Genomic DNA, 23,501 nt, shown 5'->3' on the forward strand with positions numbered 1-23,501 from the left:
TAGCGAATGACAAGTCGTTACGTTTGGCCCCAAACAGGCGTATCGTGTCCCGGTGCACAACATCCTTCGCGGGACGGGTAATAAGCGAAAACTGGTTCATCCAGCGCAGCTCACCCTTCTCGGGTTTCTGATCGGCATCACAGCAGGCACGGCCCTGCTGGCGTTGCCCATTTCGCGTACCGGTCCCGGCGGCGCCACTCTCGTCGAGGCATTCTTCACCGCGGTCTCTGCGATGTGCGTAACCGGCCACGTGATTGTCGATACGTCTACCTATTGGACGGGCTTCGGCCAGGTCGTCATCATGGTGCTCATCCAGGTGGGCGGCTTTGGCGTGATGACGTTCGCCTCCATCATCGGCATCGCGGTGGTTCGCCGCCTCTCGCTGCGCTCTCGCATCACGGCCGCGGCAGAGACGAAGAATGTTGGTTTCGGTGACGTGCGGTCGCTGGTTCTCGGTGTGCTCAAGATCTCGCTCATCATCGAAGGCGCTGGTGCGCTCATCCTCTTCTTCTGGTTCCTGCTTCGCTACGGCTACAGCGTGGGGGAGGCGGCGTGGTTTGCTCTCTTCCACGCGGTGTCGTCGTTCAACAACGCTGGCTTCGCGCTGTACAGCAACAACATGATGTCTTTCGTCGATGATCCGGTGGTCTCGCTCACCCTGTGTGCCGAAATCATCCTCGGTGGTCTCGGATTCCCGGTGATTATTCAATTGCTGCGTTATGGCGGCAACCGCCTCAAGTGGAGCATGAACACGCGCATCGTCGTTGCCGCGACTCCGCTGCTGCTCGTTGCCGGTGCCGTCTACATCACGCTCATCGAGTGGAACAATCCCGCCACCCTCGGCCCGCTCGACTGGCACACCAAGATCCTCGCCGGGTTCTTCCAATCCGTGCAGACCCGCACCGCCGGCTTCAACAGCATCGATATCGGCGCCATGAGCGAAGCGACCCAGTTCGGGATGACCGCTCTTATGTTCATCGGAGGCGGCCCGGCCGGCACTGCCGGTGGTATCAAGGTCACGACTTTCGCGGTGCTGTTCTTCATCCTCCTCGCGGAGGTGCGCGGAGACGGCGTCGTGAACGTTTTCGGCAAGCGACTGTCGCGCGCGGTGCATCGCCAAGCTATCGCGGTGGTCTTGCTGTCGGGGGGAGTCGTGGCGACATCCACGGTGACCATCATGCTGCTCTCGGGGCTGCCGCTAGGGCCCGTGCTCTTCGAGACGGTCTCGGCCTTCGGCACGGTAGGGCTCTCCGAGGGCATCACGCCTGAGCTGCCGGTGGCGGCGCAACTGATTCTTGCGGTGCTGATGTTTGTTGGCCGCCTTGGCCCGATTGGTTTCGCTACCGCGCTCGCTCTACGTGAGCGCGCTGTCCTGTATGAACTTCCCAAAGAAAGGCCGATCATTGGCTAAATTGCGCATGTTCTCTGGTTCGGATGCTTCGAGTGTGGCTGCCGCAGATTCGGTGGCGGTCATCGGGTTGGGCCGTTTCGGTCGCGCCCTCGCGCTGGAGCTGATGGCCAACGGCACTGAGGTGCTCGGCATCGACATGGATGAGTCGATCGTGCAAGAACTCAACGGCCAGCTCACCCATGTTGTTGCGGCCGACTCCACCCGCGAAGAGGTGCTTCAACAGTTGGCGGTGCCCGAGTTTGACCGCGTGGTTGTCGCGATCGGAAGTGACATTCAGGCGAGCATCCTCACCACCTCACTGCTGTTGCGGTTCAACGTTGCCCACGTGTGGGCGAAAGCGGTGAGCGATGCGCACGGCACAATTCTGGAGCAGCTCGGCGTGAGTCACGTGGTTTACCCGGAAAAGGAAATGGGTCGCCGGGTCGCGCACCTCGTACGGGGTTCGATGCAGGATTACTTGGAGATCGGTGACGGCTTTTCGCTTGTGAAGATGGCGCCGCCGGCCAGCATTGTCGGTAAAACTCTGGGCGAATCGCGCGTGCGCGCCACAGCGGGCGTGACGATTACCGCGGTGCGCCCGCAAAACGGTGCGTGGACCTACACCGACCAAGACACTCTGATCGCGGCCGATGACACCATCCTTGTCTCGGGTTCGACCGACCGGGCAGAAGCCTTCAGCCTTCGTCGCTAATCGGCGCAACTGGGCGACACCGCTGGCTCACGTGAATAGCAGCAAGAGGCTAGCGGCTAGCAGCTAACGCAGCGAGCTCAACCAGATTTCGCAGAGCGCCTGCCACGCTTCTGCTGGTGTGCCTTCTGCAAGGCCCAAGCCGTGCTTGCCGTCAGCGAAAACGTGCAGTTCGTGGCGCACTCCGGCCGCAGCCAGTGCCGCCGCGAGCGGGTAGGAGTGCTCCCCGACCGGAACGGGCTCGTCGGTGGCGGTGTGCCAGATGAACATGGGTGGGGTTTCGGGCGTCACCAGCAGCTCGACCGAGGTGTCTTCGCGAAGGTAGTGGTTGGCATCCAACCCGATGAGCTGTTCGCGAGACCCGGCGTGCGTCGGCGTCACCATGCTGACAACGGGGTAGCTGAGCACTGCAAAATCGGGGCGTTCCTCGGGCTTAGCGACGGGCGCGACGGCGGCGTGACCAGCCAAATGGCCGCCAGCGGAGAAGCCCAAAACGCCCACGAGAGGGGCCCCTAGCGCACGTTCCTTTGCAATTTCAGACTGAATTGCCAGCAAAGGGGCTGGATGCTTCGTGCTAACGGGGTATTCGACGACGCGAGCATTCCAGCCAATCGATCGCAACCAGGCAGCAACGGGCTCGCCTTCGTGGGGTGCAAGTCGCGAGTACCCTCCGCCGGGGAGAACAAGAATTGTGGGGAGGTTGGAAGCCATTACTTAACTGTAAATTGTGCGAGACATTTCGGCTGAATCAACGCACGTACGAGCGAAACTGTTTCAATCGGCCTAGTGTCTGTACATGGCAGATTTGTTTGACGGATACACATCAAGCGCCTCCAAACGCACCGGACCAGCCGCGTGGGATGAGATGTTCTCTGCCGATAGCGAGATACGTCGCCCCTACCGCGAGATTCATGACGCGCTGGCGCAAATGACGCAAGAAGAGTTGCGCGGACGTACTGAAGCACTCGCCGACAGTTACCTCGCCCAGGGCGTTACCTTCGACTTTGCTGGCGAAGAGAGACCCTTTCCTCTGGATGCAGTTCCCAGAGTTATTGACCTCTCCGAGTGGAAACAGGTGGAGTCAGGAGTCAAGCAGCGCGTTCGAGCGCTCGAAGCATTCCTGGCCGACATTTACGGGCCGCAGAATGCCATCAAAGATGGTGTGATTCCTGCTCGCATGATCACGTCATCCAGCCACTTCCATCGGCAGGCGGCCGGTATTGAGCCGGCTAATGGCGTGCGGATTCAGGTCAGCGGTATCGACCTCATCCGTGACGAAGTTGGTGCGTGGCGCGTTCTCGAAGACAACGTGCGCGTGCCCAGTGGCGTGAGTTACGTCATCTCGAACCGTCGAGTTATGGCACAGACGCTGCCCGAACTATTCGTCTCGATGCGGGTTCGCCCCGTCGGCGACTACCCCCACAAGCTGCTGCAGGCACTGCGAGCAAGTGCGCCAGGCGGCGTGGATGAACCCAACGTCGTTGTGCTCACTCCGGGTGTCTACAACTCCGCGTACTTCGAGCACACACTGCTCGCCCGCCTCATGGGCGTCGAGCTCGTGGAGGGGCGTGACCTCTTCTGCTCCGGTGGCCGGGTCTGGATGCGCACTACCGCGGGTCCCACCCGCGTCGACGTGATTTATCGCCGGGTTGACGACGAGTTCCTCGACCCGCTGCAGTTCCGTGCCGACTCGATGTTGGGCAGCCCGGGCATGATGCTCGCGGCTCGCCTCGGAAACGTCACGATCGCCAATGCGGTCGGAAACGGTGTTGCCGACGACAAGCTTGTGTACACCTACCTGCCCGATCTCACCGAGTACTACCTCGGTGAGAAGTCGATCATCCCGAACGTTGATACGTGGCGCCTCGAAGATCCGGGTGCACTTGAAGAAGTGCTCGACCGTCTTGATGAGCTCGTGATCAAGCCCGTTGATGGTTCTGGCGGTAAGGGTCTCGTGATTGGCCCGGCGGCATCCAAAGCTGAATTGGAGACGCTCAAGAAGCAGCTCCTCAAGGATCCCCGAGGCTGGATTGCGCAGCCGGTAGTGCAGCTATCGACGATTCCGACTGTCGTGGATGACGGCATGCGACCGCGTCACGCCGACCTTCGCCCGTTCGCGGTCAACGACGGAAACGATGTCTGGGTGTTGCCGGGTGGCCTCACTCGCGTCGCCCTGCCCGAGGGGCAACTGGTGGTCAACAGCTCGCAGGGTGGTGGCTCGAAAGACACCTGGGTCGTCGGTCGCGAGAAGGTCGAAGTGTCCGAGAGCACGCTTCAGGGTCTGGTCGAACGTCAGGCCGATACTGAAGCGATCACGGTCATCACGCCCGAAATGCTTCTCGAAGCAGCCGAGCACGCTGACCATGTTGAAGATCAGGACAGCACACGAACGCTCACTCAGCGTCAACGTCAAGAAGAGCAGCAACAGCAGAGTGCCGACACCGAGGGAGGTCAATCATGCTGAGCCGCATTGCAGAATCACTGTTCTGGATCGGGCGCTACATTGAGCGTGCTGACGGAACCGCCCGCATCCTCGACGTTCACCTTCAGCTGTTGCTCGAAGACCCGTGGATTGAAGAAGACGACGCCTGCCGTGCGCTCTTGAGCGTGATGGGCAGCGAGGCTCCGGCCGATGCTGTTCTTACTCGCGGAGACGTGCTCTCGATCCTCGCGGTTGACCGCACCGAACCGGCCTCGATTGCCTATTCCTTGGGCGCTGCTCGCGAAAACGCTCGTCGTGCTCGCGAGATCGTGTCGACCGAACTATGGGAGTGCCTCAACACGACCCAGGCTCGGATGCCGCGCCGCATTTCCGGAGACAAAGTCAGCGACTTCTTCGCGTGGGTTCGCGAACGCTCCGCTCTTGCCGTGGGAATCATCGAGTCCGCGACGAGCCGGGACGAAGCGTGGCAGTTCTTCACGCTCGGTCGCAGCCTCGAACGCGCAGACATGACGGCGCGACTGCTGGCCACCCGCAGTCTCACAGAGGCAAGTGGTCCGTCGTGGACGACCATCCTTCGTTCGTGTGGCGCCTATGAGCCCTACTTGCGCACCTACCGCGGTGTGCCGAGTGCCAGCAATGCGGCAGAATTCTTGCTGCTTGACCGGTTATTCCCGCGCAGCATCCTGTTCTCGGTGTCGCGGGCAGAGGATTGCATGCGCGAGCTTGAGCCGCGCCGCATGAACCGGGTGGGGGTCGGCGACGATGCTCAGCGACTGTTGGGCAAGATCCGCAGTGAGCTCGAATATCGACCGATTGCCGAAATTTTGGATGACCTGCCGCACCACATGGATCGTGTGCAGGCAGCAACGAGTGCGGCTTCGGAGGCAGTGCGTCAGCGCTACTTCCCCACGAATGCTGCTCCCGAGTGGGTTGGAGAGATCTCATGAAGCGTCTCAGGATCGTTCACTCCACAGGGTTTAGCTACGGCGGAGAAGTCACGGCCTCTTATAACGAGGCGCGGATGCTTCCTGCCAGTGTTGAGGGTCAACTCGTGTTGTTCTCCAACTTGGATATCTTGCCGCTCTCGAGCCAGAGCAACTATGTCGACTATTGGGGAACCCGCGTTGCCTCGTTCGAGGTGCTGACGGGTCACAAGGAGTTGTCGCTCACTGCGACGAGTCTGGTCGAGGTTCACGAGCGCACCCACGAATCCGAATCCATTGGCTGGGCGGAGATGGCAGCCACGGCCGAGCTCTCGATGGAAGCTGTAGAGAACTTGAGCCAGACGTTGCGCACCGAACCTCCGGCAGAAGTCATTGCGCTCGCGAAAGACATCGCAGCAAAGTCAGATGATGCGTGTGCTGGTGCCCTCGAAATTTCGATGGCCATCGGTAACGCGATTCAGTACATGAGCGGCGTCACTGGGGTAGCGACGACGGCGACAGAGGCCTGGACCGGAGGCAAGGGTGTCTGCCAAGACATCGCGCATCTCGCTTTGGGCGCGCTGCGTTCCGTCGGCGTTCCTGCCCGCTATGTGTCTGGTTACCTGCACCCGAAACCGGATGCCGCGATTGGTGAAACGGTCGTCGGGGAATCCCACGCGTGGATCGAATGGTTCTGCAACGGGCAGTGGCGTGGCTACGACCCCACCAACCTCATCGACATCGGTGACCGGCACGTGCTCGTGGGTCGCGGCCGCGACTACAACGACGTGCCGCCGCTGCGCGGTGTGTATGCGGGCCCCTTCGGCTCAAAGCTGTTCGTGAGTGTGGAGATTACCCGCGAGGCCTAACTGGTGCGTCGGGTCGTGGTTTCCACGATCGCGATCTCTTGCGTCGCGAGCTCACGCTCTTCATCGGGCGTGGGCTCGGGTGGGAAGCGCAAGCGCAGACGGAAGCGGCTTTCGGGCACGCGGCCCACGCGCATCCCGCGACTGTAGACGAGCCAGATGATGGCGGCAGCAGCGGCGAGCAAACCGGAGAGGGCACCGATGCCGAGTGCCCAGCGGGGTCCGAGTTCGTTGGCTGCCCAGCCGACGATGGGGGCGCCGATCGGTGTGCCGCCCGCGAAGATCGCGAGATAGAGCGCCATGACCCTACCGCGCATGATGGGCGTGGTTGAGGTCTGCACGTAGGCGTTGGCGGTGGTCATCATGGTCAGCGAGAAGACGCCGATGATCGTGAGGGCGGCGCCGAACGTCCAGTAGCTGGGGGCGAAAGCTGCGAGTAGACAGGCGAGCCCGAAGAAGGCAGAACCCACGATGACCACTCCGAAGCGGGCGCGCTCGCGGCGGGCCGCAAGCAGGGAGCCGACGACTGCCCCGACCGCCATCATCGACGACAGCAGCCCAAACTCGGCCGCTCCCTTGCCAAAGACTCCGGTGGACATGGTCGCGATAAAGACCGGAAAGTTGAAGCCGAAGGTGCCGACGAGAAAGACCATGACGAGCACAATCAGGATGTCTGGCCGTCCGCGAACATAGCGCAGCCCATCCCGAATCTGGCCCTTCGCTCGGCCAAGCTTGGCCACCGGAAAGAGCTGCCCGCGCCGCATGAACCAGAGCGAGGCGAGCACACCGGCGAAGGACGCTGCGTTCACGATGAAGACCGGCCCGGCACCGATCGCGGCGACGAGCACGCCCGCGACGGCGGGCCCGATGAGGCGCGCGGTCTGGAACGACATCGAGTTGAGCGCCACCGCGTTGGGAAGGTCTTTGTCACTCACGAGTTCTGAGACGAACGCTTGACGAGCGGGGGCATCAATCGCGGTCGCGACTCCGAGCAGCAGCGCAAACACGTAGACCTGCCACAACTGCACGTGACCCGAAATCACGAGAATACCGAGCCCGAGAGCGAGAGCAAACTGGCTGAACTGGGTCCACAGCAGCACGGTGCGGCGGTCGAATCGGTCGGCGATGATTCCGGTGAGTGGCATCAGCAGCAGCATCGGGCCGAACTGCAGCGCCATCGTGAAGCCGAGAGCAGCGGCGTCATAATCGGTCAGGTCGGTGAGTACGATCCAGTCTTGGGCGGTGCGTTGCATCCAGGCGCCAGTGTTGGAGACGACAGCACCGATGATCCAGAGGCGATAGTTGAAGAGGCGAAGCGAGCGGAACATTGCGCTCACGAATTGGCCAACTTCAGTAGAACGGGAATGGCCGTGCGCAGTGCATCAAGTTCGTCGGGGTCGAGTTCGGCGAGTTCGGCGGCGAACCACTCGGCGCGGCGCTGGCGGGTCTTGTCGACCAGCTCGACTCCGGCATCCGTAGCTTCAATGAGCAATTTGCGGCCGTCGTCTGGCGAGCTTGAGCGGGTGATCAGGCCTTCGTCGCTGAGGCAGTTGACGGTGCGGTTCATCGAGGGCGGTGTGACGCGTTCGTGCTCGGCGAGGGCGGCCAAGGTGCTGCCGCCGAGATGAGCAAGAACGTAGAGAACGGAGAGCTGGCTGTCGCTGAGAGTGTCGTCGTGACGCTGCTGGCGGATGCGGCGTGCGAGTCGCATGAGGGTGATGCGAAGCTCGTCGTCTAGTTTGTCTGGCACTTTCGTTAGTCTAGCAAATTAGTCTTGCTAACTAAATGTGAGTTTGGCCAGCTTTACCCATATTGCTTGGAACTTCGCCGCCATAGAATGGACGAAGCAAGGAGGCCCATCAATGCCCAAGTTCACGGTGCCACGAACTGATCACTCCTACACGGATGCCCACGGAGTGACGATCCACTATTACGTGTGGCAGTCGCCCAAAGCCCATGCGGTGCTTCAGCTCACGCACGGCCTCGGCGATCACGCCCGCCGTTACGAATACCTCGCCCAGGCGCTCGTCGCTGCCGGCTACACGGTCTATGCCGACGACCACCGTGGGCACGGTGCAACCGGGCTCGACCAAAACGCGGGCGACGCCAGCAAACTGGGCAAGCTCGGCAAGGGCGGCCTGCGGGCGGCGACCGAAAACATCCGCGACCTCACGAGAATCATTCGGGCCGAAAACCCCACCCTTCCGTTGGCGCTACTCGGCCATTCGTGGGGCTCCCTCATGGTGCAAGACGTGCTGAACCACCACGCCGACGAATACGAAGTCGCGATCCTCACCGGCACCGCACACCGCACCTTTGCCCACATGAACAGTGGCAACCTCAACTCCAAGCACAAAGACCTTGGCACCACGGGCTACGAATGGCTCAGCCGCGATCCGCAGGTCGCCGACGACTTCGTGCACGATCCGCTGACGTTCTACGCGGATGCTCTCAAACTCTTCGGCCCCATCGACGGCATGCGTCTGCTCGGTCGCCCGGCCAAACATCTCAAGCGCGACATCCCGATTCTCATCATGATCGGTGACGAAGATTCGCTCGGCGGTGAAGCCAGCATTGAGGCGCTCGCCGCCGACTACGTGGTGCGCTCCAAGCTCACCGACGTTGAGGCCATCGTGTATCCGGGCGCCCGCCACGAAATCTTCAACGAGACCAACAAAGACGACGTCATCAAAGATCTAGTGGTGTGGCTCGATGCTCGGCTCAAACCCGTGCACCCTGATGCGCCAGCTCCTCCGCCGGCTCACCCCGAGGCGACCGAGCCCAAATAAATGGCATCAATTTTCACCGAGATTCTGAACGGTCGTTCGCCCGGGCGCTTTATTTGGGCGGATGACCGTGTCTTCGCCATTCTCACGATCGAGCCCCGCAAGCCAGGCCATGTGCTGGTGATTCCGCGCCTCGAGGTTGATCGGTGGAGCGAGCTCGACGAAGATCTCGCGATGCACATCTTCCGGGTCGGGCGGCTCATCGGTCTCGCCCAACGTGACGAGTGGGATGCCGACCGGGTCGGTCTCATGTTCGAGGGCTACCGGGTGCCGCACGCGCACTTGCACGTCTGGCCGTCGTGGAATGTGTATGAGTACAGCCACACAGGCATTGATCGCGACCCGGGTGCTGCGGCGCTCGACGAAGCTTTTCGGCGATTGCGGGCCCGCATGATCGAGCACGGTCATGGTGAGTTCGTGCCGCCGCTCGACTGGTCAATTCCGCAGGCTGACACTGCCCAGTAGGCTGGATTCGGTACAACTAGACAGGGGTGAGTGATGCACGGCGAATTCAAGGTGCCTGGTGGAAAACTCGTAGTGGTCGATCTCGACGTTGTCGACGACGCCATCACCAACTTCCGGCTCGCCGGCGACTTCTTTCTTGAACCGGATGATGCCCTCGAAGACATCAACGCCGCGATCAACGGGCTCCCCGCCAACTCTGACGCGAAGACCATCACGGCCGCGATTCAGCAGTCGCTGCCCGAGGGCACCGTGATGCTCGGCTTCTCCGCCGAGTCGGTGGCCACGGCCATCCGTCGTGCACTGCAACGTGCCACAACCTGGAAAGACTACGACTGGCAGATCGTCACCGGGCCCCCTCTCGAACCGCGCATGCAGATGGCGATGGATCAGGTGCTCTCTGAAGAGGTTGCCTCGGGTCGCCGCCAACCCACTCTGCGCATTTGGGAGTGGGACAAGCCCGCCGTTGTCATCGGCAGCTTCCAGTCTCTACGCAACGAAGTCGACCTCGAGAACGCGAAGAAGTTCGGCTTTGAGGTTGTTCGCCGAATTTCCGGTGGTGGCGCCATGTTTATGGAAGCCGGCACCGTCATCACCTACTCCATCTACGCGCCGGTCGAGCTCGTGCAGGGCATGACCTTCGCCGACTCCTATGCTTTCCTCGACGAGTGGGTCATCATCGCCCTCAAGTCGCTCGGCATTGACGCCAGCTACCAACCCCTCAATGACATCGCGAGCCCGACCGGCAAGATCGGCGGAGCAGCCCAGAAGCGTCTCGGTGCCGGTGCGGTGCTGCACCACGTGACCATGAGCTATGACATCGATGGCGAAAAGATGGTGCAGGTGCTGCGCATCGGTCGCGAGAAAATGAGCGACAAAGGCACCAAGTCTGCCGCCAAACGCGTCGACCCGCTGCGCAGTCAGACCGGCATGGAACGCGCCGACATCATCGACACCATGGTTGCCACCTTCCGCGGGCTGCACGGCCTCACCGAGAGCGAATTGACCGGTGACGAGATCGCTCGTGCTGAAGAACTCGTGACCGAAAAATTCGGCACTGAAGAATGGTTGCAGCGCGTTCCGTGAACACCACCCTCCGCGGCCTGACCCTCACGCTCACCCTTGCCGCGCTGCTGCTGGGCGGCATCGTGGCGTCGGCTGTGCTCGGGCAACTTCCGGTGAGCCCTGCCGAAGTTGGCGGATCCCTGCTGCGCTCGCTCGGCATCCAGAACGCCTGGGCGCCCACGGATTCGATCGTGGAATCCACGCTCTGGGTGGTGCGTTTTCCCCGGATTGCGATGGCCATGGTCGTGGGTGCAGCACTCGCCGTAGCGGGTGCTGTGATGCAAGCCATCTTCGGCAACCCGCTGGCCGAACCTGGAGTCGTTGGCGTCTCAGCCGGTGCCGCTTTGGGCGCCGCCATTGCCATTGTTATCGGCGTTGCGGCGCTCGGTGACAGTGCGATTGCGCTCTTCGCTTTCGTCGGCGGGCTGCTCGCGACCCTGCTCGTCTACTTCGTCTCGCGGGCCAACGGCCGCACCGAAGTAGTGACGCTGCTGTTGACCGGTATCGCTGTGAATGCCTTCGCTGGCGCCGGCCTCGCGTTCCTGCTGTTCGTCGCCGAATCGGGCAGCCGGGAACAAATCGTGTTTTGGCAGCTGGGCTCGCTCAACGGTTCGCGCTGGAGCGAAGTGCTCATCGTCGCTCTCGTCACCGCGATCGGCCTTGTTGCCGCCGTGGTGCTCGCGCGCCCCTTCGACTTGCTCGCATTGGGGGAGCGCAACGCCCGCCACCTTGGTGTGAACGTTGAGCGCCTCCGCATCGTGTCGATCGTGATCGTCGCTCTTCTCACCGGCGTGGCCGTCGCGTTCGTGGGAATCATCGCCTTCGTGGGTCTCGTTGTGCCGCACGCCATGCGCATGGCGATTGGGCCGACCCATCGCCCGCTCATCATTGCCAGCGCTGTCGGCGGCGCAGTGCTGCTCGTGCTCTCCGACCTGCTCGCCCGCTCGGTTGTGCCCGGCGGTGACTTGCCGATTGGCCTGCTCACCTCCCTCGTTGGTGGCCCGTTCTTCTTCTACCTCCTGTTCCGCCAACGACGCCAGAGCGGAGGCTGGGCATGATCAGCGCACGCAACGTGAGCGTCCGGCTCGACTCCCGCGCCATCCTCGACGACGTCAGTCTCGATGTGGCTCCCGGCGAAGTCCTCGCACTTGTCGGGCCGAACGGCGCCGGAAAGTCGACGCTGCTCTCAGTGTTGAGCGGCGACCGCAAGCCAGACAGCGGAACCGTGACCATTGATGGGCAGGATGTTGGCGGCATCCGTCACGCAGAGCTCGCCCGCTTGCGTGCCGTGCTCACTCAAGAGAACACGGTTAGTTTTCCGTTTCGGGTGTCTGAAGTGGTGGCCATGGGCCGGAGCCCGTGGTCGCGATCGCTCGAGAGCCGCGACGACGTTGCCGTCGTCAACGACGCTCTTGCGGTCACGGATGTTGCCCACTTGAGCGAGCGCCGGTTCACTACGCTGTCGGGCGGTGAAAAGGCGCGCGTCTCCCTTGCGCGAGTGCTCGCTCAGCACACCCCCGTTGTGTTCTTGGATGAGCCGACCGCCGCCCTCGACCTTCGCCATCAAGAAGACGTCATGAAAGTGGCGCGATCAATGGCCGCTGACGGTCGTGCCGTCGTCGTTGTACTCCACGACCTCAGCCTCGCCGGCGCCTACTCCGATCGACTCGCGCTGATTGCCAACGGCACGCTCGACGCCATCGGCACTCCAAGCGAGGTGCTCACCGCCGAGCGCGTAGAGCGCGTGTACGGCCTCGCCGTGGACTTGCACGACGTGGGCGGGCATCCGGTGGTCGTTCCGCGCCGGTAAGGGCTTAGCGACTGAGTAGATCCCGATATTCGGGGTTGTCGGCTACGAACTTGGCCATGAACTCGCACTTGGCCACGACTCGGGCTTCGCTTTCGGCCCGCACCAGATTGAGGGCACCGCGGGCGAGGTCGCCACCGCGGCCCTGGCCACGAAACTTGGGATCGATCTCGGTGTGCACGAACACGATTTCATCGTCTCGCATCTGGTAATCGGCAAGCCCGACCTGCACGCCATCGAGAAGCAACTCGTACCGGTGCATCGCGGGGTCGTGAATTACTTCGCTGGCCATGACCAAAGCCTAGTCGCGGTCTCTTCGGTGTGGACGTGTTCTGCGGCGCGTCAAAACATGGGAATAGTATCGATGGGTGTCTGATTCTCCTCCCCCCAATCCCGGCGGATCGCACCGCCGGTTGATCATCATCACCGTCACGGGCGCGGTTCTGATCGTCATTGCCGCAGTGGTCTCGTTTGTTGCGCTTGAACCGAGCCCGGAACCGGTTGCAACCGCAACCCGCTCGGTCACTCCGACTCCAACCCCCACTCCGACCCCTACTCCTACGCCTACGCCAACATTCGACAAGGCCCAGTTCTCGATTGACGACCCGAGCAGTTTGTGGGTGGTGGCGAACAAGCTTCGTCCGCTGAGCCCGATCGACTATGAACCCAGCCTGGTGTTTGTTGACGTTGCATACGCCTATGAGCCCTATTTGACTCCGGATGCTGCTGCCGCGGCTGTTGAAATGTTCACGGCCTACTACGACGAAACTGGGCTGCAAATGCAGTCACAGAGTTCTTATCGAAGCTACTGGTCGCAAGAGAGCGTCTATGCGGGCTGGGTCTCAAACCTTGGTCAAGAAGAAGCTGACCGCTTAAGTGCGCGACCGGGACACAGCGAGCACCAAACGGGGCTATCCATTGACGTCAACGCGGTGCCTGCTAACTGCACGCTCATCGCCTGCTTTGGTGACACGCCTGAGGGCCAGTGGCTGGATGCCAACAGCTGGAAATACGGCTTCATTCTGCGGTACCCCGAAGGAAAAACCGACATCACTGGTTACGCCTACGAGCCGTGGCACTTTCGGTATGTCGGTACCGTTCTCTCTACTGAAATGCACGAGACGGGCATCCAGACTATGGAAGAGTTCTTTGGGCTACCGGCGGCACCGAACTACGGCTAGCCGCTGGCACCCTAAACTCGTGTCATGACTTCGACGCCTAGCCCCGACACGGTGAGTTACAGCTACTTGGGTCCCGCTGGCACCTTCACCGAGGCTGCACTGAAGCAGGTTCCTGAGGCGGTCGGCGCGCACTGGAAGAGCGTCAACAACGTTGGCGAGGCGCTCGACGACGTCACGAGCGGTCGCAGCATTGCCGCCATGATCGCGATTGAAAACTCCATCGATGGTGGCGTCAGCGTGACGCAGGATGCGCTTACGACTACTCCCAACCTCCGCATCATGGGCGAATACTTGGTGCCCGTGAACTTCGTGCTTGTCGCCCGGCCGGGCACGGCGCTCGCCGACGTGACAACGGTCAACGCGCATCCGGTCGCCTATGGACAAACGCGGCGCTGGCTCGACGCCCAGTTGCCCCAGCACGGTTACATTCCTGCGACCTCCAACGTTGCGGCCGCGGCTACGCTGCTCGGCAACAGCATTGCGGATGCCGCCGTTGCCCCGCCCGGAATCACCGAGCATTACCCGCTTGAGATCCTCGCCGAGAACATTGCTAACAATCAGAAGTCAGTAACGCGCTTCGTGCTCGTATCGTCAAAGACGGCGCTGCCCGAGCGGACAGGTGCTGACAAGACGAGCGTGATCGTCGAACTCCCCGACAACGCTCCTGGTCGCTTGCTTGAAATGCTCGAGCAATTTGCCACGCGCGGCGTCAACATGAGCCTGATCGAATCGCGACCCATTGGTGATGAACTCGGCCGCTATCGCTTCGTCATCGACCTTGAGGGCCACATCCTCGATGAGCGAGTAGCGGATGCCCTGCTCGGCCTCAAGCGGTTCAGCCCGAATGTCATTTTCTTGGGCAGCTACCCGCGGGCAGACAAACTTGCCACGACAGTGACGCCGCGCTATGGAAACGACGTTTTCGTGGAGGCACGCGACTGGTTGCGGGCCATCACTACCAGTGAGCCGTCGGCTACTCGCGAGCCTTAGCCTTTTTGCTTCGCGCTTTCTCCAGGGCGCTCGTGCGCGCAGTCGAACGGGCTTTCGCTCTGGCGGTCGTGCGTGCCAGCGACTGAGCCTTGGAGTGAGCCTTCACTTCGGCGCGGGTGTGAGTCTTCGGAACCCGCACAATCAGCGACCGCGGCTCAGTCCAGGCGTGTACTGACTTGGCAAGACCGAAGTCGTCGCCGTCGAGCTGAAACTCTTCCGGGGTGTCGACGATCATGTTGAGGTCGCTGCCCTTGGCATAGCGCACATCACGCACGTCTTGGGAGAGATCGATGATGCGGCGACCAATCGCGCTTTTGCGCAACACACCGTTTTCCCACGCGATTTTGTTCCAAATGTTGAGCCACCCGAAACGGCCGCGAGGGATAAGGGCGGCCATATCGAGGATGCCATCGTCGGGTTGCGCTTCGGGCATCAGCAGCAGCCCGCCCGGCAGCGATCCGCAGTTGCCGATGATCACGGTGTGCGCACTGAGCGACCGATTGGGGGCGCCATCCACGCTGTACCGCAGTTTCACGGGCTTCAGTTCGGGGATAGATCGCGCGATGCCATCAACGTAGGCCAACCAGCCGACAGCCTTCTTCAGCTTCGTGCTCGTGTTCTTGATCATCTTGGCGTCGAGCCCAAGGCCCGCCATTACCAAAAACGCGTGCGTTTCGTGTTCGTCGTTGTCCCGCACGATTTCGACCATGCCGAGGTCGATAGCGTGGTCTGCACCGTGGAAAGCCAGCTCAACGCTGTCGCGGATGCTGCCCGTCGGCAGGTCAAGGTTGCGCGCAAGGAGGTTGCCGGTGCCCGCCGAGACAACAGTCAATGCGACTCCGGTGCCACCGAGGGCTTCGGCCACGGCGCGCACGGTGCCATCGCCTCCCGCCGCGATGACAACGTTGGCGCCCCGTCGGATAGCACTGCCGGTGACGTTCTGTCCGGCATCCTGAATCGTTGTTGAAAACCAGATAGGGGCAGCCCAATCGGCGGCCTTAGCGGCAGCACCGACGATCTTTTTGAGCTTGGCAAGATCGACCTTGATGGGGTTGTAAACAACCGCAACTTTAGGCTTTGAGTTTCGAGGGGTGGGCACAGATAAACGCTACGCCATGAATCGGTAGGCTGTAGGAGTGATTGACCCCCAAATTCTTAGAGAAAACCCTGAAGCCGTGCGGCAGTCGCAAATCGCGCGCGGTGCGTCAGTTCAGTTGGTCGACGATGCAATCGCCGCCGACCAGAAGCGCCGTGCCAGCATTGGCGAGTTTGAGACCCTGCGGGCTGAGCAAAATAGTTTCGGCAAGAAGGTCGCTCAGGCGCCATCCGAAGAGAAGAAGGCGCTCGTCGCTGAGGCTCAGAAGCTCGCCGCCCGAGTGAAGGCAGCTCAGCTGGTTTCCACCGAGGCTGAGGCAGAGTTCACTCGCATCGTCGGTGCTCTCGGCAACATCGCTGTCGAGGGCGTTCCCGTCGGTGGCGAGGATGACTGGGAGCTGGTGCGCGAAGTCGGCACGCCCGTAACGTTCGACTTTGAACCCCGCGACCACGCCGATCTCGGCGAAATCCTGGGAGCCATCGACATCCCCCGCGGTGTGAAGGTCTCGGGCAGCCGTTTCTACTTCCTCAAGGGCGTTGGTGCGCGACTCGAAATCGGCCTCATGAACATGGCCCTCGATCGCGCCATCGCTGGCGACTTCATCCCGCTCATCACGCCAACGCTCGTGCGCCCCGAAATGATGGCCGGCACCGGATTTCTGGGTGAGCACTCCGATGAGATTTACTACCTGCCCGCCGACGACTTGTACCTCACCGGCACGAGTGAAGTGGCGCTCGCCGGGTACCACTCCGACGAGATCCTAGATCTGTCGAAGGGCCCGCTGCGCTATGCCGGTTGGTCGACCTGTTACCGGCGTGAAGCCGGCTCTGCGGGCAAAGACAACCGCGGCATCCTGCGCGTGCACCAGTTCAACAAGCTTGAGATGTTCAGCTACGTGCTGCCCGAGAATGCTCAGGCCGAGCACGAGCGCCTGCTGTCGTTCCAAGAATCGATGCTGCAGGCGTGTGAGCTCAGCTACCGCGTAATCGATGTTGCCGGTGGCGACCTCGGCTCGAGCGCCGCTCGCAAATACGACATTGAGGCCTGGATTCCGACGCAGGGCACCTACCGCGAGCTCACGTCCACCTCGAACTGCACGACGTACCAAGCGCGCCGTCTCGACACCCGCTATCGCACCGAGTCGGGCAAAACCGCCCCGGTAGCGACCATCAACGGAACTCTCGCAACCACCCGCTGGCTGGTTGCCATTCTTGAAACCCACCAACAGCCCGACGGGTCGGTCGTGGTGCCGAAAGCACTTCGCCCCTACCTCGGCGGCCTAGAAATTTTGGAGCCAATCGCGTGACAACCGCAGCGCAGGATGACCGCTGGATGATCGCACTCGACATCGATGGCACTGTGCTGCTCGAGTCGGGCGAGATGAACGACGCCGTTATTGCGGCCGTCGCGAAGGTTCGGGATGCCGGCCACGAGGTCATGTTGGCCACCGGTCGTTCGGTTGCCATGACTCTGCCCATCCTGCAGAAGTTGGGCCTGAAGCCGCAGTATGTCGTCTGCTCCAACGGTGCGATCACGCTCAAGCGCGATCCCTTGGGCGAGGGCGGCTACGCTCGCGAATTTGTGGAGATGTTTAACCCTAAAGAGGTGCTCACGAGCATCAAGAAGCACTTGGGGTCAGCGAATTACGCGGTTGAGGATGCGACCGGCAAGTTCTTTGTCAACGGCAAGTTCCCCGATGGCGCTCTCGGCGCGGTGAGCGAAGATGTCGCGTTCGAGGAGCTCGTCAAGGTGCAAGCGACGCGCGTTGTTGTGATCTCGCCTCAACACCAAGTCGATGATTTCCTGTCGGTTGTCGAGAAGATGGGCCTTCACAAAGTCAGCTATAACGTGGGCTGGACGGCCTGGCTCGACATCGCGCCCGACGGCGTCAACAAGTCAACGGCGCTCGAAAACGTGCGTTCGCGACTCGGCATCCCACGCACGCGAGTGCTCGCCATGGGTGATGGTCGCAACGACATCGACATGCTCGAGTGGGCGTCACGTCACGGCCGCGGTGTTGCAATGGGTCAGGCTCCGGATGACGTGCTCGCGGTCGCCAACGAGGTCACCGAGAGCGATCTCAACGACGGCGCCGCGCTCGTTCTTGCCGCCTTCACGCCGTAGCACGCCGTAGCGAGGTTTAGCCGAGCCCGAGCCCGAACGCCGAGCTCGGCCAAACCACCCGCTTCTGCGCTGAACCCCTTCGGCGCAGAACTCTGTTAAAGCTCGCTGAGGGCTTCGTCGTAGATGGCCATGGCGCGCGCAACTTCGTCGGGCGTCACAACGGCCGGCGGTACGACGTGGATGCGGTTGTCGGCAATAAACGGCAACAGTCCGCGCTTCACGAGCGAACCCTTGATGCGGCCCATGTCGGCCGCGCTGAGAGGCTCGCGCGTCTCACGGTTGGCGACCAGTTCGAGCGCCCAGAACACGCCGCTTCCGCGAACGTCGCCGATGCAGTCGTGCTTCTCGGCGAGAGCGGCAAGGCCGGGGCCGATGTGATCGCGACCGATCATGGCAGCGTTCTCGATGATGCCTTCGTCTTCCATCGCGGTGATGGCCGCGACGATCGAGGCGGCGGCAATGGGGTGGCCGGAGTAGGTAAGGCCACCGGGGAAGACGCGTTCGTCGAACGTTGCGGCGATCTCGTCGGAGATGATGACGCCGCCGACGGGGATGTAGCCGGAGTTCACGCCCTTGGCGAAGGTGATGAGGTCGGGCTTCACGTCGAACGCTTCGAAAGCGAACCAGTTTCCGGTGCGACCGAAGCCGACCATGACTTCATCCAGAATCAGCAGGATGCCGTACTTGTCGGCGATCGCGCGAACACCAGCCATGTAGCCGGGCGGCGGGGTCAGCACGCCAGCGGTTCCTGGAATGCTCTCGAGCAGGATCGCGGCGATGGACTCGGCGCCCTCTGCCTGAATGGTGCGCTCCAGGTGGTGCAGGGCGCGCTCGGATTCTTGTTCGGGGGAGTCCGACCAGAATTCGGAGCGGTACTCGTAGGGACCGAACACGTGCAGGTGAGCGCGAGCGTATTCGTTGGGGATGCGGCGCCAGTCGCCAGTGGCGACTACGGCCGATCCGGTGTTGCCGTGGTACGAGCGGTAACGCGAAATGATCTTGTCGCGGCCGGTGTGCAGGCGGGCCATGCGCATGGCGTTCTCGTTGGCATCCGCTCCACCGTTGGTGAAGAAGACCTTGTTCATGCCGTCGGGCGCGTGGTCGGTGATCTTGCGGGCTGCTTCTCCGCGGATGTTGATGGCGTGGGCCGGTGCGACGGTGGCCATGATGTCAGCCTGTGCCTTGATGCCGGCGATAACTGCTGGATGCTGGTGGCCGATGTTGACGTTGACGAGCTGGCTCGAGAAGTCGAGGTATTCGTTTCCTTCGTCGTCCCAGACCATGCTTCCGAGGCCGCCTTCGAGCACGAGCGGTTTCAGTGCGCCCTGTGCTGACCAGGAATGGAATACGTGGGCGCGGTCGAGTGCGACGGTGTCGGCGTTGCTGTGCGGGGGTGTTGCGGGCGCGGAGTTCATGGGGCACCTTTCGTGACGAAGCTGAATGACTCAACTATTGCTGCCGGCCACTCGCGCGTGGCTGCCAATATGTACACCACACCGCCGATTCTTCGACATAATGTGACTACAGAGCGATGAGGGGAGAAACCGGATGCTCCCGACGATTCAATGGCTGCTCACGAGGCGCACATTGCGACTGAGCGTGATCGAGGCGGGCGCCACCGCGGACGCCACCGCGGACGCCACCGCGGGCGCTAACACCAGCCCCGTGGAGAGTGCCAGACTCAGTTCCGCTTTCACGGCCAGAATGACCGCTCCAATCAGTTGGGTGCACAGTTCCGATCTCGATGATCCGACGCCGTTCTTGAGCCGCGGCAATGTTTTGCTCACTGATGGTGCGCAGTTCGGGTTCGGGGCAGCTGCTGAGCTTTACGACTACGACTCCTACATTGCGCGCCTCATCGACACCGGTCTTGTCGGGCTCGGTTTCGCAACGCACTTTCTTCACCAAGGCATGCCAGAGGCGCTCGCTGCTGCTTGTGCGCGTGTGGGCTTCCCCCTTATTGACGTTCCCGATCGCGTTCCCTTTATTGCGGTCATCCGCGAGGTCGCTGATCGCATCGCGGCGGAGCGCAGCCGTCGCATGGCATGGTCGATTGCTGCCCACAAAGCCATTTCGCACGCCGCCCTCAAACCAACAGGTTTGCGGTCAACCCTCATCGAGCTCGAACGTCAACTTTCATGCTGGGTTGGGCTCTTTGACGCGACAGGTCACCCGGTTCCCGTTCCTGGTCAGCAACGCTCCGCAGCTCGCTTTGCTCAGCCGGTGCGGGATGAGGTGGCGCGGGCGCTGCGCAAGGGCAGCCGGTCATCCACCGCCTTCACTCTTGACTCTGGGCAAGTCACGATTCAGACCCTCGGCCAGAACGGAGAATTGCGCGGTGCGCTGGCTCTTGGCCGCGGCGTGCCTCTTGATCGCGCTGAGAACGAACTCGTGACGAGCGTGATCGCGATGGCCACCCTTGCGCTGGAACAGAACCGCACCCTGGATGCCACGCGTGGTCAACTGAGGTCGGCACTGCTCGAGCTGGTGCTCTCAGGCAACGTCGCCGCGGCCGAGGCAATTGCTGGCGAAGTGTGGGGCGCTCTTCCGGCCGCGCCGCTGAGCGTCGTGGCGATTGCACGGCAAACCCACAGCCACTTCGTTCTTGATGCCCTCGACGCCCTCTCGCTCGATGCCGACGGCAGCGCCTTCTTCGCCGTTCGTGGCGATACCGTCGTCGTTCTCGTCGAAGCGGGCGCGCAGCAGCAGTTCTCCGCACTGCCTTCTGACCTGACCGACGTGCAGCGAGACCTCAGGCAACTTATCGCTGACCACGAGCTCGTGGCAGGCAGCTCCAGTGCCGTCGATTATGCAGGGCTGGGCGCAGCGCTCGGGCAAGCATCCAGTGCCCTTCGTGCTCGCGGCGGGCAGGCTGGGCTCACTGATTTCGCCGATATTGGCGACTCCGGAATGCTCGGGGTTCTGCAGTCTGCTGGTGCTGAGCGAGTGGCGCACCGGGTGCTCACGCCGCTCAGCGATTTCGATAGCGCGCATTCGGCGGCTCTCGTGGAGACGTTGCGCTCCTGGTTTGCGAACGATTGTTCGTGGGGTGCGACCGCAGCGAAACTCGGTGTTCACCGGCATACGGTGCGGTCACGTATTGACCAGGCGGCGACCATCCTGAAACTCGATCTGGAATCGTTTGAGGGGCGACTCGAGGCGTGGGCGGCGCTGCGGCTGCTTGATTAGACCGCTTAACCCCCATTTCGAGCGTTTTCGCCTGCCTTTCAGGTACGCCTTGCGGGCATCAGATACACTCTGAACTTGCGTCACGCAAGGAGGGCTGTCCGAGCGGCCGATGGAGCCAGTCTTGAAAACTGGTGGGCAGAAATGTCTCGTGGGTTCGAATCCCACGCCCTCCGCTCTGCGTGTCATGTCCTGTCTCCGGCTAAAGAAAGGGGAGTGCGATGAGTGAACTTCGTCCGCGCTCAGAGTTGCGCTCGCGCTCTGTCGACCGCACCGACTCCAAGAATAAGCCGGAAGTTCAAGGTTTGGCACGTCACGGCCGGTTGAAGAAACCGGGGCCGTGGGGATCGATCGCTAAGGTCGTTGCCGCATCACTTGCCGTGCTGTTGGTCAGCGGGGCCGCTGTTGGCGCTGTCGCCTTCGACAGCATTTACAGCCAACGCGACACCGTCGCGCTCATTGGCGAAACCGAGGGTGCTCCGCCTCAGATCGGCAGCTTTGAGGGTGGGTTTAACATCCTCATCGTGGGTAGCGATACTCGAGTAGATCAAGATGGCGTCGGAGGCTCGGCAACGGTTGAATCTGGCGAGCTCAACGACGTGAACATGATTTTGCATGTCGCAGAAGACGGTCAATCCGCTACCGCCATCAGCTTTCCGCGCGACATGGTTATGGGTATTCCGGAATGCCCGAGCCTGGACGGCGATTACAGCAAGTACTACTCCACCGAAGCGCTCAATACGGCGATGTCGTATGGCGGTCTCGCCTGTGTCGTCTTGACGCTGTCGGAGTTCACCGGCCTCGACATCCAGTTTGCCGGCGTTATTACTTTTCAAGGTGTCATCGAGATGACGAACGCAATCGGCGGCGTTCCTGTTTGTATCGATGGCCCGCTCGTTGACCCGCTGGCTGACATCAACCTTCCTGAGGCAGGCACCTACACGCTTCAGGGTGCTGAAGCTCTCGGCTTCCTCCGCTCTCGCCACGGTGTTGGCGACGGTAGCGACCTCACTCGTATTAGTTCGCAGCAGGTGTACCTCTCCTCGATGGTGCGCACTCTCAAGAGCGAAGACACGCTTGGCGACTACAAAAAGCTATACAACTTGGCGCAAGCCGCTATCGACAACATGCAGCTCTCCACTGGACTCAGCGATGTTCCGACCCTCGTCTCCATCGCGCTGGCGTTGAAGGATGTTCCGCTCGATAGTGTCCAGTTTGTGCAGTACCCCGGCACCACCGGCGGCGTCGGCGTGTACTCGGGCAAGGTTCAGCCGAACACGTACCTGGGCGAGCAAATGATTGACTTGATCGCGGCCGATGAGCCGTTCGTGCTCGCAAACGCTGGAGACGACATCGGGTCGTACGTTAACCCCGATTCTGTTGAATCGACTACGGAACCCGAAGCCACAGAGTCGGCCGACCCCAATGCAACGGCTGCTCCTGAAGTTGAAGCCGAGGTTCTTGATATCCGCGGCCAGAGCGCAGCGGATGAGACCTGCACGATCACGAACAGCTACTAAATCGTTCGATTTGCGGCTCGGTTCGTCGTTCCGCTCTCAAGCGGTTATGATTGCTGAGTACGTCTGGAGACGTCGCATAGTCCGGCCTAGTGCACCACCCTGCTAAGGTGGAGTACCCGTAAGGGTACCGAGAGTTCAAATCTCTCCGTCTCCGCTCTGCAAAGAAAACCCTTGATTATTCGGGGGTTTTCTTGCGTTAAGGGCGGCATATTCTTGCTAGTGCGGAGGGACAAGGTGGAGACGTACGCGGTCGCTGACGCTATTGCGCGAATTGGTGTTCTTGCCCAGCGCGAGAGTACTGCGCCTTTTCTTCTCGGCATTGTCGGGCCGCCAGGAGCAGGCAAGTCGACTCTTGCTGACCAGCTCGCGGCACCCATCCTCCCGATGGATGGTTTCCACTTCGCCAACGAACACCTCGACCGGTTGGGCCTGCGGAACAAGAAAGGCGCACCGGAGACTTTCGATGCCGCCGGCTTCGCCTCAACGCTGCATCGGTTGCGAGCAGGCGAGACGGTGCTTGCACCCCGGTTTGATCGCGACATCGACGCGGCCATCGCTGGCTCAATTCCGTTGCGTGCTGATGCCCCGGTGATCGTGACCGAAGGCAACTACCTGCTTCACGATGGCGACGGCTGGGACGCGATTCGACCACTGCTCGACGAGGTCTGGTATCTCGATATCGACGACGATCTGCGTCGCGATCGACTCATCACTCGCCACCAACGCTACGGCCGCTCGGCGGCGGATGCTGCCCGCTGGGTTGCCGAGGTCGACGAACCCAATGCCATACTTATCCGCCAGACGCGCGAGCGCGCTGATGCGGTCGTGCTTGCGACCTGACCGCGCTTGAGGTGATTCGCTGCGACTTGCTGCTAGCCCGACCGTAGTTCGGCCACTAGCTAGCTACGGCAGAAAGTGTTACACCCCCGTAACAAGCCGGGGTTGAGCTGGAA

23 protein-coding genes and 2 tRNA genes are annotated in these 23,501 nt (G+C 61.7%); 19 read left to right on the top strand and 6 right to left on the bottom strand.

All coding sequences use genetic code 11. The annotated features are described in order from the left end of the window. The first annotated feature begins 52 nt into the window (after positions 1-52). Positions 53-1,411 (top strand): TrkH family potassium uptake protein, encoded by a 1,359-nt coding sequence (locus tag I6E56_RS09880; protein ID WP_197137744.1) that lies wholly within the window; start codon positions 53-55, stop codon positions 1,409-1,411. Further along, a complete protein-coding gene (locus I6E56_RS09885) occupies positions 1,404-2,102 on the top strand; it encodes a TrkA family potassium uptake protein (protein WP_231606304.1) in 699 nt (232 codons plus the stop codon). Before I6E56_RS09880 ends, I6E56_RS09885 begins: the two co-directional genes overlap by 8 nt. A 63-nt stretch (positions 2,103-2,165) precedes the next feature. Here the strand turns inward: I6E56_RS09885 and I6E56_RS09890 are convergent, their stop codons facing one another. Next, positions 2,166-2,810, bottom strand: a complete 645-nt coding sequence (locus I6E56_RS09890) for an alpha/beta hydrolase (protein WP_197137746.1) — start codon at positions 2,808-2,810, stop codon at positions 2,166-2,168. Between the two features lie 85 nt (positions 2,811-2,895). Here I6E56_RS09890 and I6E56_RS09895 point away from each other — a divergent pair, with 85 nt between their 5' ends. The 3 genes from I6E56_RS09895 to I6E56_RS09905 are packed head-to-tail and all read left to right on the top strand — an operon-like array spanning position 2,896 to position 6,334. Then, positions 2,896-4,563 (top strand): circularly permuted type 2 ATP-grasp protein, encoded by a 1,668-nt coding sequence (locus I6E56_RS09895; protein ID WP_197137748.1) that lies wholly within the window; start codon positions 2,896-2,898, stop codon positions 4,561-4,563. Next, entirely contained in the window at positions 4,557-5,489 is a 933-nt protein-coding gene (locus tag I6E56_RS09900) for an alpha-E domain-containing protein (RefSeq protein WP_197107043.1), read from the top strand. Before I6E56_RS09895 ends, I6E56_RS09900 begins: the two co-directional genes overlap by 7 nt. Next, positions 5,486-6,334, top strand: a complete 849-nt coding sequence (locus I6E56_RS09905) for a transglutaminase family protein (RefSeq protein ID WP_197109069.1) — start codon at positions 5,486-5,488, stop codon at positions 6,332-6,334. The genes I6E56_RS09900 and I6E56_RS09905 overlap by 4 nt, the downstream gene beginning before the upstream one ends. Here I6E56_RS09905 and I6E56_RS09910 read toward each other — a convergent pair. Beyond that, positions 6,331-7,668: an MFS transporter gene (locus I6E56_RS09910; protein WP_197137750.1), complete on the bottom strand. Its 1,338-nt coding sequence runs from the start codon at positions 7,666-7,668 to the stop codon at positions 6,331-6,333. The two genes, I6E56_RS09905 and I6E56_RS09910, sit on opposite strands and share 4 nt — an antisense overlap. Then, a complete protein-coding gene (locus tag I6E56_RS09915; protein WP_197137751.1) occupies positions 7,665-8,081 on the bottom strand; it encodes a MarR family winged helix-turn-helix transcriptional regulator in 417 nt (138 codons plus the stop codon). The genes I6E56_RS09910 and I6E56_RS09915 overlap by 4 nt, the downstream gene beginning before the upstream one ends. A 112-nt stretch (positions 8,082-8,193) precedes the next feature. On the opposite strand from I6E56_RS09915, the gene I6E56_RS09920 reads away from it, so the two are divergent. From I6E56_RS09920 to I6E56_RS09940, 5 genes are read left to right on the top strand one after another with little or no spacing between them, the layout of a single operon-like run. Further along, a complete protein-coding gene (locus I6E56_RS09920) occupies positions 8,194-9,120 on the top strand; it encodes an alpha/beta hydrolase (protein WP_197137753.1) in 927 nt (308 codons plus the stop codon). Next, the gene (locus I6E56_RS09925) at positions 9,121-9,582 is read left to right on the top strand and encodes an HIT family protein (protein WP_197137754.1); all 462 of its coding nucleotides are present in this window, start codon (positions 9,121-9,123) and stop codon (positions 9,580-9,582) included. A gap of 33 nt (positions 9,583-9,615) precedes the next feature. Further along, a complete protein-coding gene (locus I6E56_RS09930; protein WP_197137755.1) occupies positions 9,616-10,665 on the top strand; it encodes a biotin/lipoate A/B protein ligase family protein in 1,050 nt (349 codons plus the stop codon). Continuing rightward, the gene (locus I6E56_RS09935; protein WP_197137756.1) at positions 10,644-11,702 is read left to right on the top strand and encodes an iron ABC transporter permease; all 1,059 of its coding nucleotides are present in this window, start codon (positions 10,644-10,646) and stop codon (positions 11,700-11,702) included. The genes I6E56_RS09930 and I6E56_RS09935 overlap by 22 nt, the downstream gene beginning before the upstream one ends. Continuing rightward, a complete protein-coding gene (locus I6E56_RS09940; protein ID WP_197137757.1) occupies positions 11,699-12,454 on the top strand; it encodes a heme ABC transporter ATP-binding protein in 756 nt (251 codons plus the stop codon). Before I6E56_RS09935 ends, I6E56_RS09940 begins: the two co-directional genes overlap by 4 nt. 4 nt (positions 12,455-12,458) lie before the next feature. Here I6E56_RS09940 and I6E56_RS09945 read toward each other — a convergent pair whose 3' ends face one another. Then, a complete protein-coding gene (locus I6E56_RS09945) occupies positions 12,459-12,743 on the bottom strand; it encodes a GNAT family N-acetyltransferase (protein ID WP_197137758.1) in 285 nt (94 codons plus the stop codon). A 76-nt stretch (positions 12,744-12,819) separates the two neighbouring features. Between I6E56_RS09945 and I6E56_RS15330 the strand changes: the two genes are divergently transcribed. Together I6E56_RS15330 and pheA are read left to right on the top strand one after the other, a co-directional pair. Then, positions 12,820-13,632 (top strand): M15 family metallopeptidase, encoded by an 813-nt coding sequence (locus I6E56_RS15330; protein ID WP_197137760.1) that lies wholly within the window; start codon positions 12,820-12,822, stop codon positions 13,630-13,632. 24 nt (positions 13,633-13,656) lie between these two features. After that, on the top strand, positions 13,657-14,622 hold the full coding sequence (gene pheA, locus I6E56_RS09955) for a prephenate dehydratase (RefSeq protein WP_197137762.1): 966 nt from the start codon (positions 13,657-13,659) through the stop codon (positions 14,620-14,622). Here pheA and I6E56_RS15335 read toward each other — a convergent pair. Beyond that, positions 14,606-15,721, bottom strand: a complete 1,116-nt coding sequence (locus I6E56_RS15335) for a diacylglycerol kinase family protein (RefSeq protein ID WP_197137764.1) — start codon at positions 15,719-15,721, stop codon at positions 14,606-14,608. The two genes, pheA and I6E56_RS15335, sit on opposite strands and share 17 nt — an antisense overlap. 37 nt (positions 15,722-15,758) lie before the next feature. On the opposite strand from I6E56_RS15335, the gene serS reads away from it, so the two are divergent. After that, entirely contained in the window at positions 15,759-17,024 is a 1,266-nt protein-coding gene (serS, locus tag I6E56_RS09965; RefSeq protein WP_197137767.1) for a serine--tRNA ligase, read from the top strand. After that, complete coding sequence (locus tag I6E56_RS09970; protein WP_307842821.1) at positions 17,021-17,842, top strand: HAD-IIB family hydrolase; 822 nt, start codon at positions 17,021-17,023, stop codon at positions 17,840-17,842. The genes serS and I6E56_RS09970 overlap by 4 nt, the downstream gene beginning before the upstream one ends. 95 nt (positions 17,843-17,937) lie before the next feature. On the opposite strand, the gene I6E56_RS09975 is transcribed toward I6E56_RS09970, so the two are convergent. Further along, entirely contained in the window at positions 17,938-19,257 is a 1,320-nt protein-coding gene (locus I6E56_RS09975) for an aspartate aminotransferase family protein (RefSeq protein ID WP_197137768.1), read from the bottom strand. A 133-nt stretch (positions 19,258-19,390) separates the two neighbouring features. Here I6E56_RS09975 and I6E56_RS09980 point away from each other — a divergent pair, with 133 nt between their 5' ends. The 5 genes from I6E56_RS09980 to I6E56_RS10000 all read left to right on the top strand — a co-directional run bounded on the left by I6E56_RS09980 (position 19,391) and on the right by I6E56_RS10000 (position 23,388). Beyond that, complete coding sequence (locus I6E56_RS09980; RefSeq protein WP_197137769.1) at positions 19,391-21,031, top strand: helix-turn-helix domain-containing protein; 1,641 nt, start codon at positions 19,391-19,393, stop codon at positions 21,029-21,031. Between the two features lie 88 nt (positions 21,032-21,119). Continuing rightward, positions 21,120-21,204, top strand: a tRNA-Ser gene (locus I6E56_RS09985). A 45-nt stretch (positions 21,205-21,249) separates the two neighbouring features. Continuing rightward, positions 21,250-22,548 (top strand): LCP family protein, encoded by a 1,299-nt coding sequence (locus I6E56_RS09990; protein WP_197137770.1) that lies wholly within the window; start codon positions 21,250-21,252, stop codon positions 22,546-22,548. Positions 22,549-22,613: 65 nt separating this feature from the next. Continuing rightward, positions 22,614-22,702: transfer RNA gene (locus tag I6E56_RS09995), tRNA-Ser, on the top strand. An 80-nt stretch (positions 22,703-22,782) separates the two neighbouring features. Next, complete coding sequence (locus I6E56_RS10000; RefSeq protein WP_197137771.1) at positions 22,783-23,388, top strand: nucleoside/nucleotide kinase family protein; 606 nt, start codon at positions 22,783-22,785, stop codon at positions 23,386-23,388. The last annotated feature ends 113 nt before the right edge of the window (positions 23,389-23,501 follow it).

The sequence above is a fragment of the Salinibacterium sp. NK8237 genome (assembly GCF_015864955.1).
Lineage (GTDB): Bacteria > Actinomycetota > Actinomycetes > Actinomycetales > Microbacteriaceae > Rhodoglobus.

What these genes read in the sequence shown, in the direction of transcription:
- I6E56_RS09935 (WP_197137756.1), top strand. Translation starts at nt 10,644, where the DNA reads ATGGTTGCAGCGCGTTCCGTGAACACCACCCTCCGCGGCCTGACCCTC.
- I6E56_RS09990 (WP_197137770.1), top strand. Translation starts at nt 21,250, where the DNA reads ATGAGTGAACTTCGTCCGCGCTCAGAGTTGCGCTCGCGCTCTGTCGAC.
- I6E56_RS09945 (WP_197137758.1), bottom strand. Translation starts at nt 12,743, where the DNA reads ATGGCCAGCGAAGTAATTCACGACCCCGCGATGCACCGGTACGAGTTG.
- I6E56_RS09940 (WP_197137757.1), top strand. Translation starts at nt 11,699, where the DNA reads ATGATCAGCGCACGCAACGTGAGCGTCCGGCTCGACTCCCGCGCCATC.
- I6E56_RS09890 (WP_197137746.1), bottom strand. Translation starts at nt 2,810, where the DNA reads ATGGCTTCCAACCTCCCCACAATTCTTGTTCTCCCCGGCGGAGGGTAC.
- pheA (WP_197137762.1), top strand. Translation starts at nt 13,657, where the DNA reads ATGACTTCGACGCCTAGCCCCGACACGGTGAGTTACAGCTACTTGGGT.
- I6E56_RS09900 (WP_197107043.1), top strand. Translation starts at nt 4,557, where the DNA reads ATGCTGAGCCGCATTGCAGAATCACTGTTCTGGATCGGGCGCTACATT.
- I6E56_RS09925 (WP_197137754.1), top strand. Translation starts at nt 9,121, where the DNA reads ATGGCATCAATTTTCACCGAGATTCTGAACGGTCGTTCGCCCGGGCGC.
- I6E56_RS09895 (WP_197137748.1), top strand. Translation starts at nt 2,896, where the DNA reads ATGGCAGATTTGTTTGACGGATACACATCAAGCGCCTCCAAACGCACC.
- I6E56_RS09980 (WP_197137769.1), top strand. Translation starts at nt 19,391, where the DNA reads ATGCTCCCGACGATTCAATGGCTGCTCACGAGGCGCACATTGCGACTG.
- I6E56_RS09905 (WP_197109069.1), top strand. Translation starts at nt 5,486, where the DNA reads ATGAAGCGTCTCAGGATCGTTCACTCCACAGGGTTTAGCTACGGCGGA.
- I6E56_RS09930 (WP_197137755.1), top strand. Translation starts at nt 9,616, where the DNA reads ATGCACGGCGAATTCAAGGTGCCTGGTGGAAAACTCGTAGTGGTCGAT.
- I6E56_RS09975 (WP_197137768.1), bottom strand. Translation starts at nt 19,257, where the DNA reads ATGAACTCCGCGCCCGCAACACCCCCGCACAGCAACGCCGACACCGTC.
- I6E56_RS09920 (WP_197137753.1), top strand. Translation starts at nt 8,194, where the DNA reads ATGCCCAAGTTCACGGTGCCACGAACTGATCACTCCTACACGGATGCC.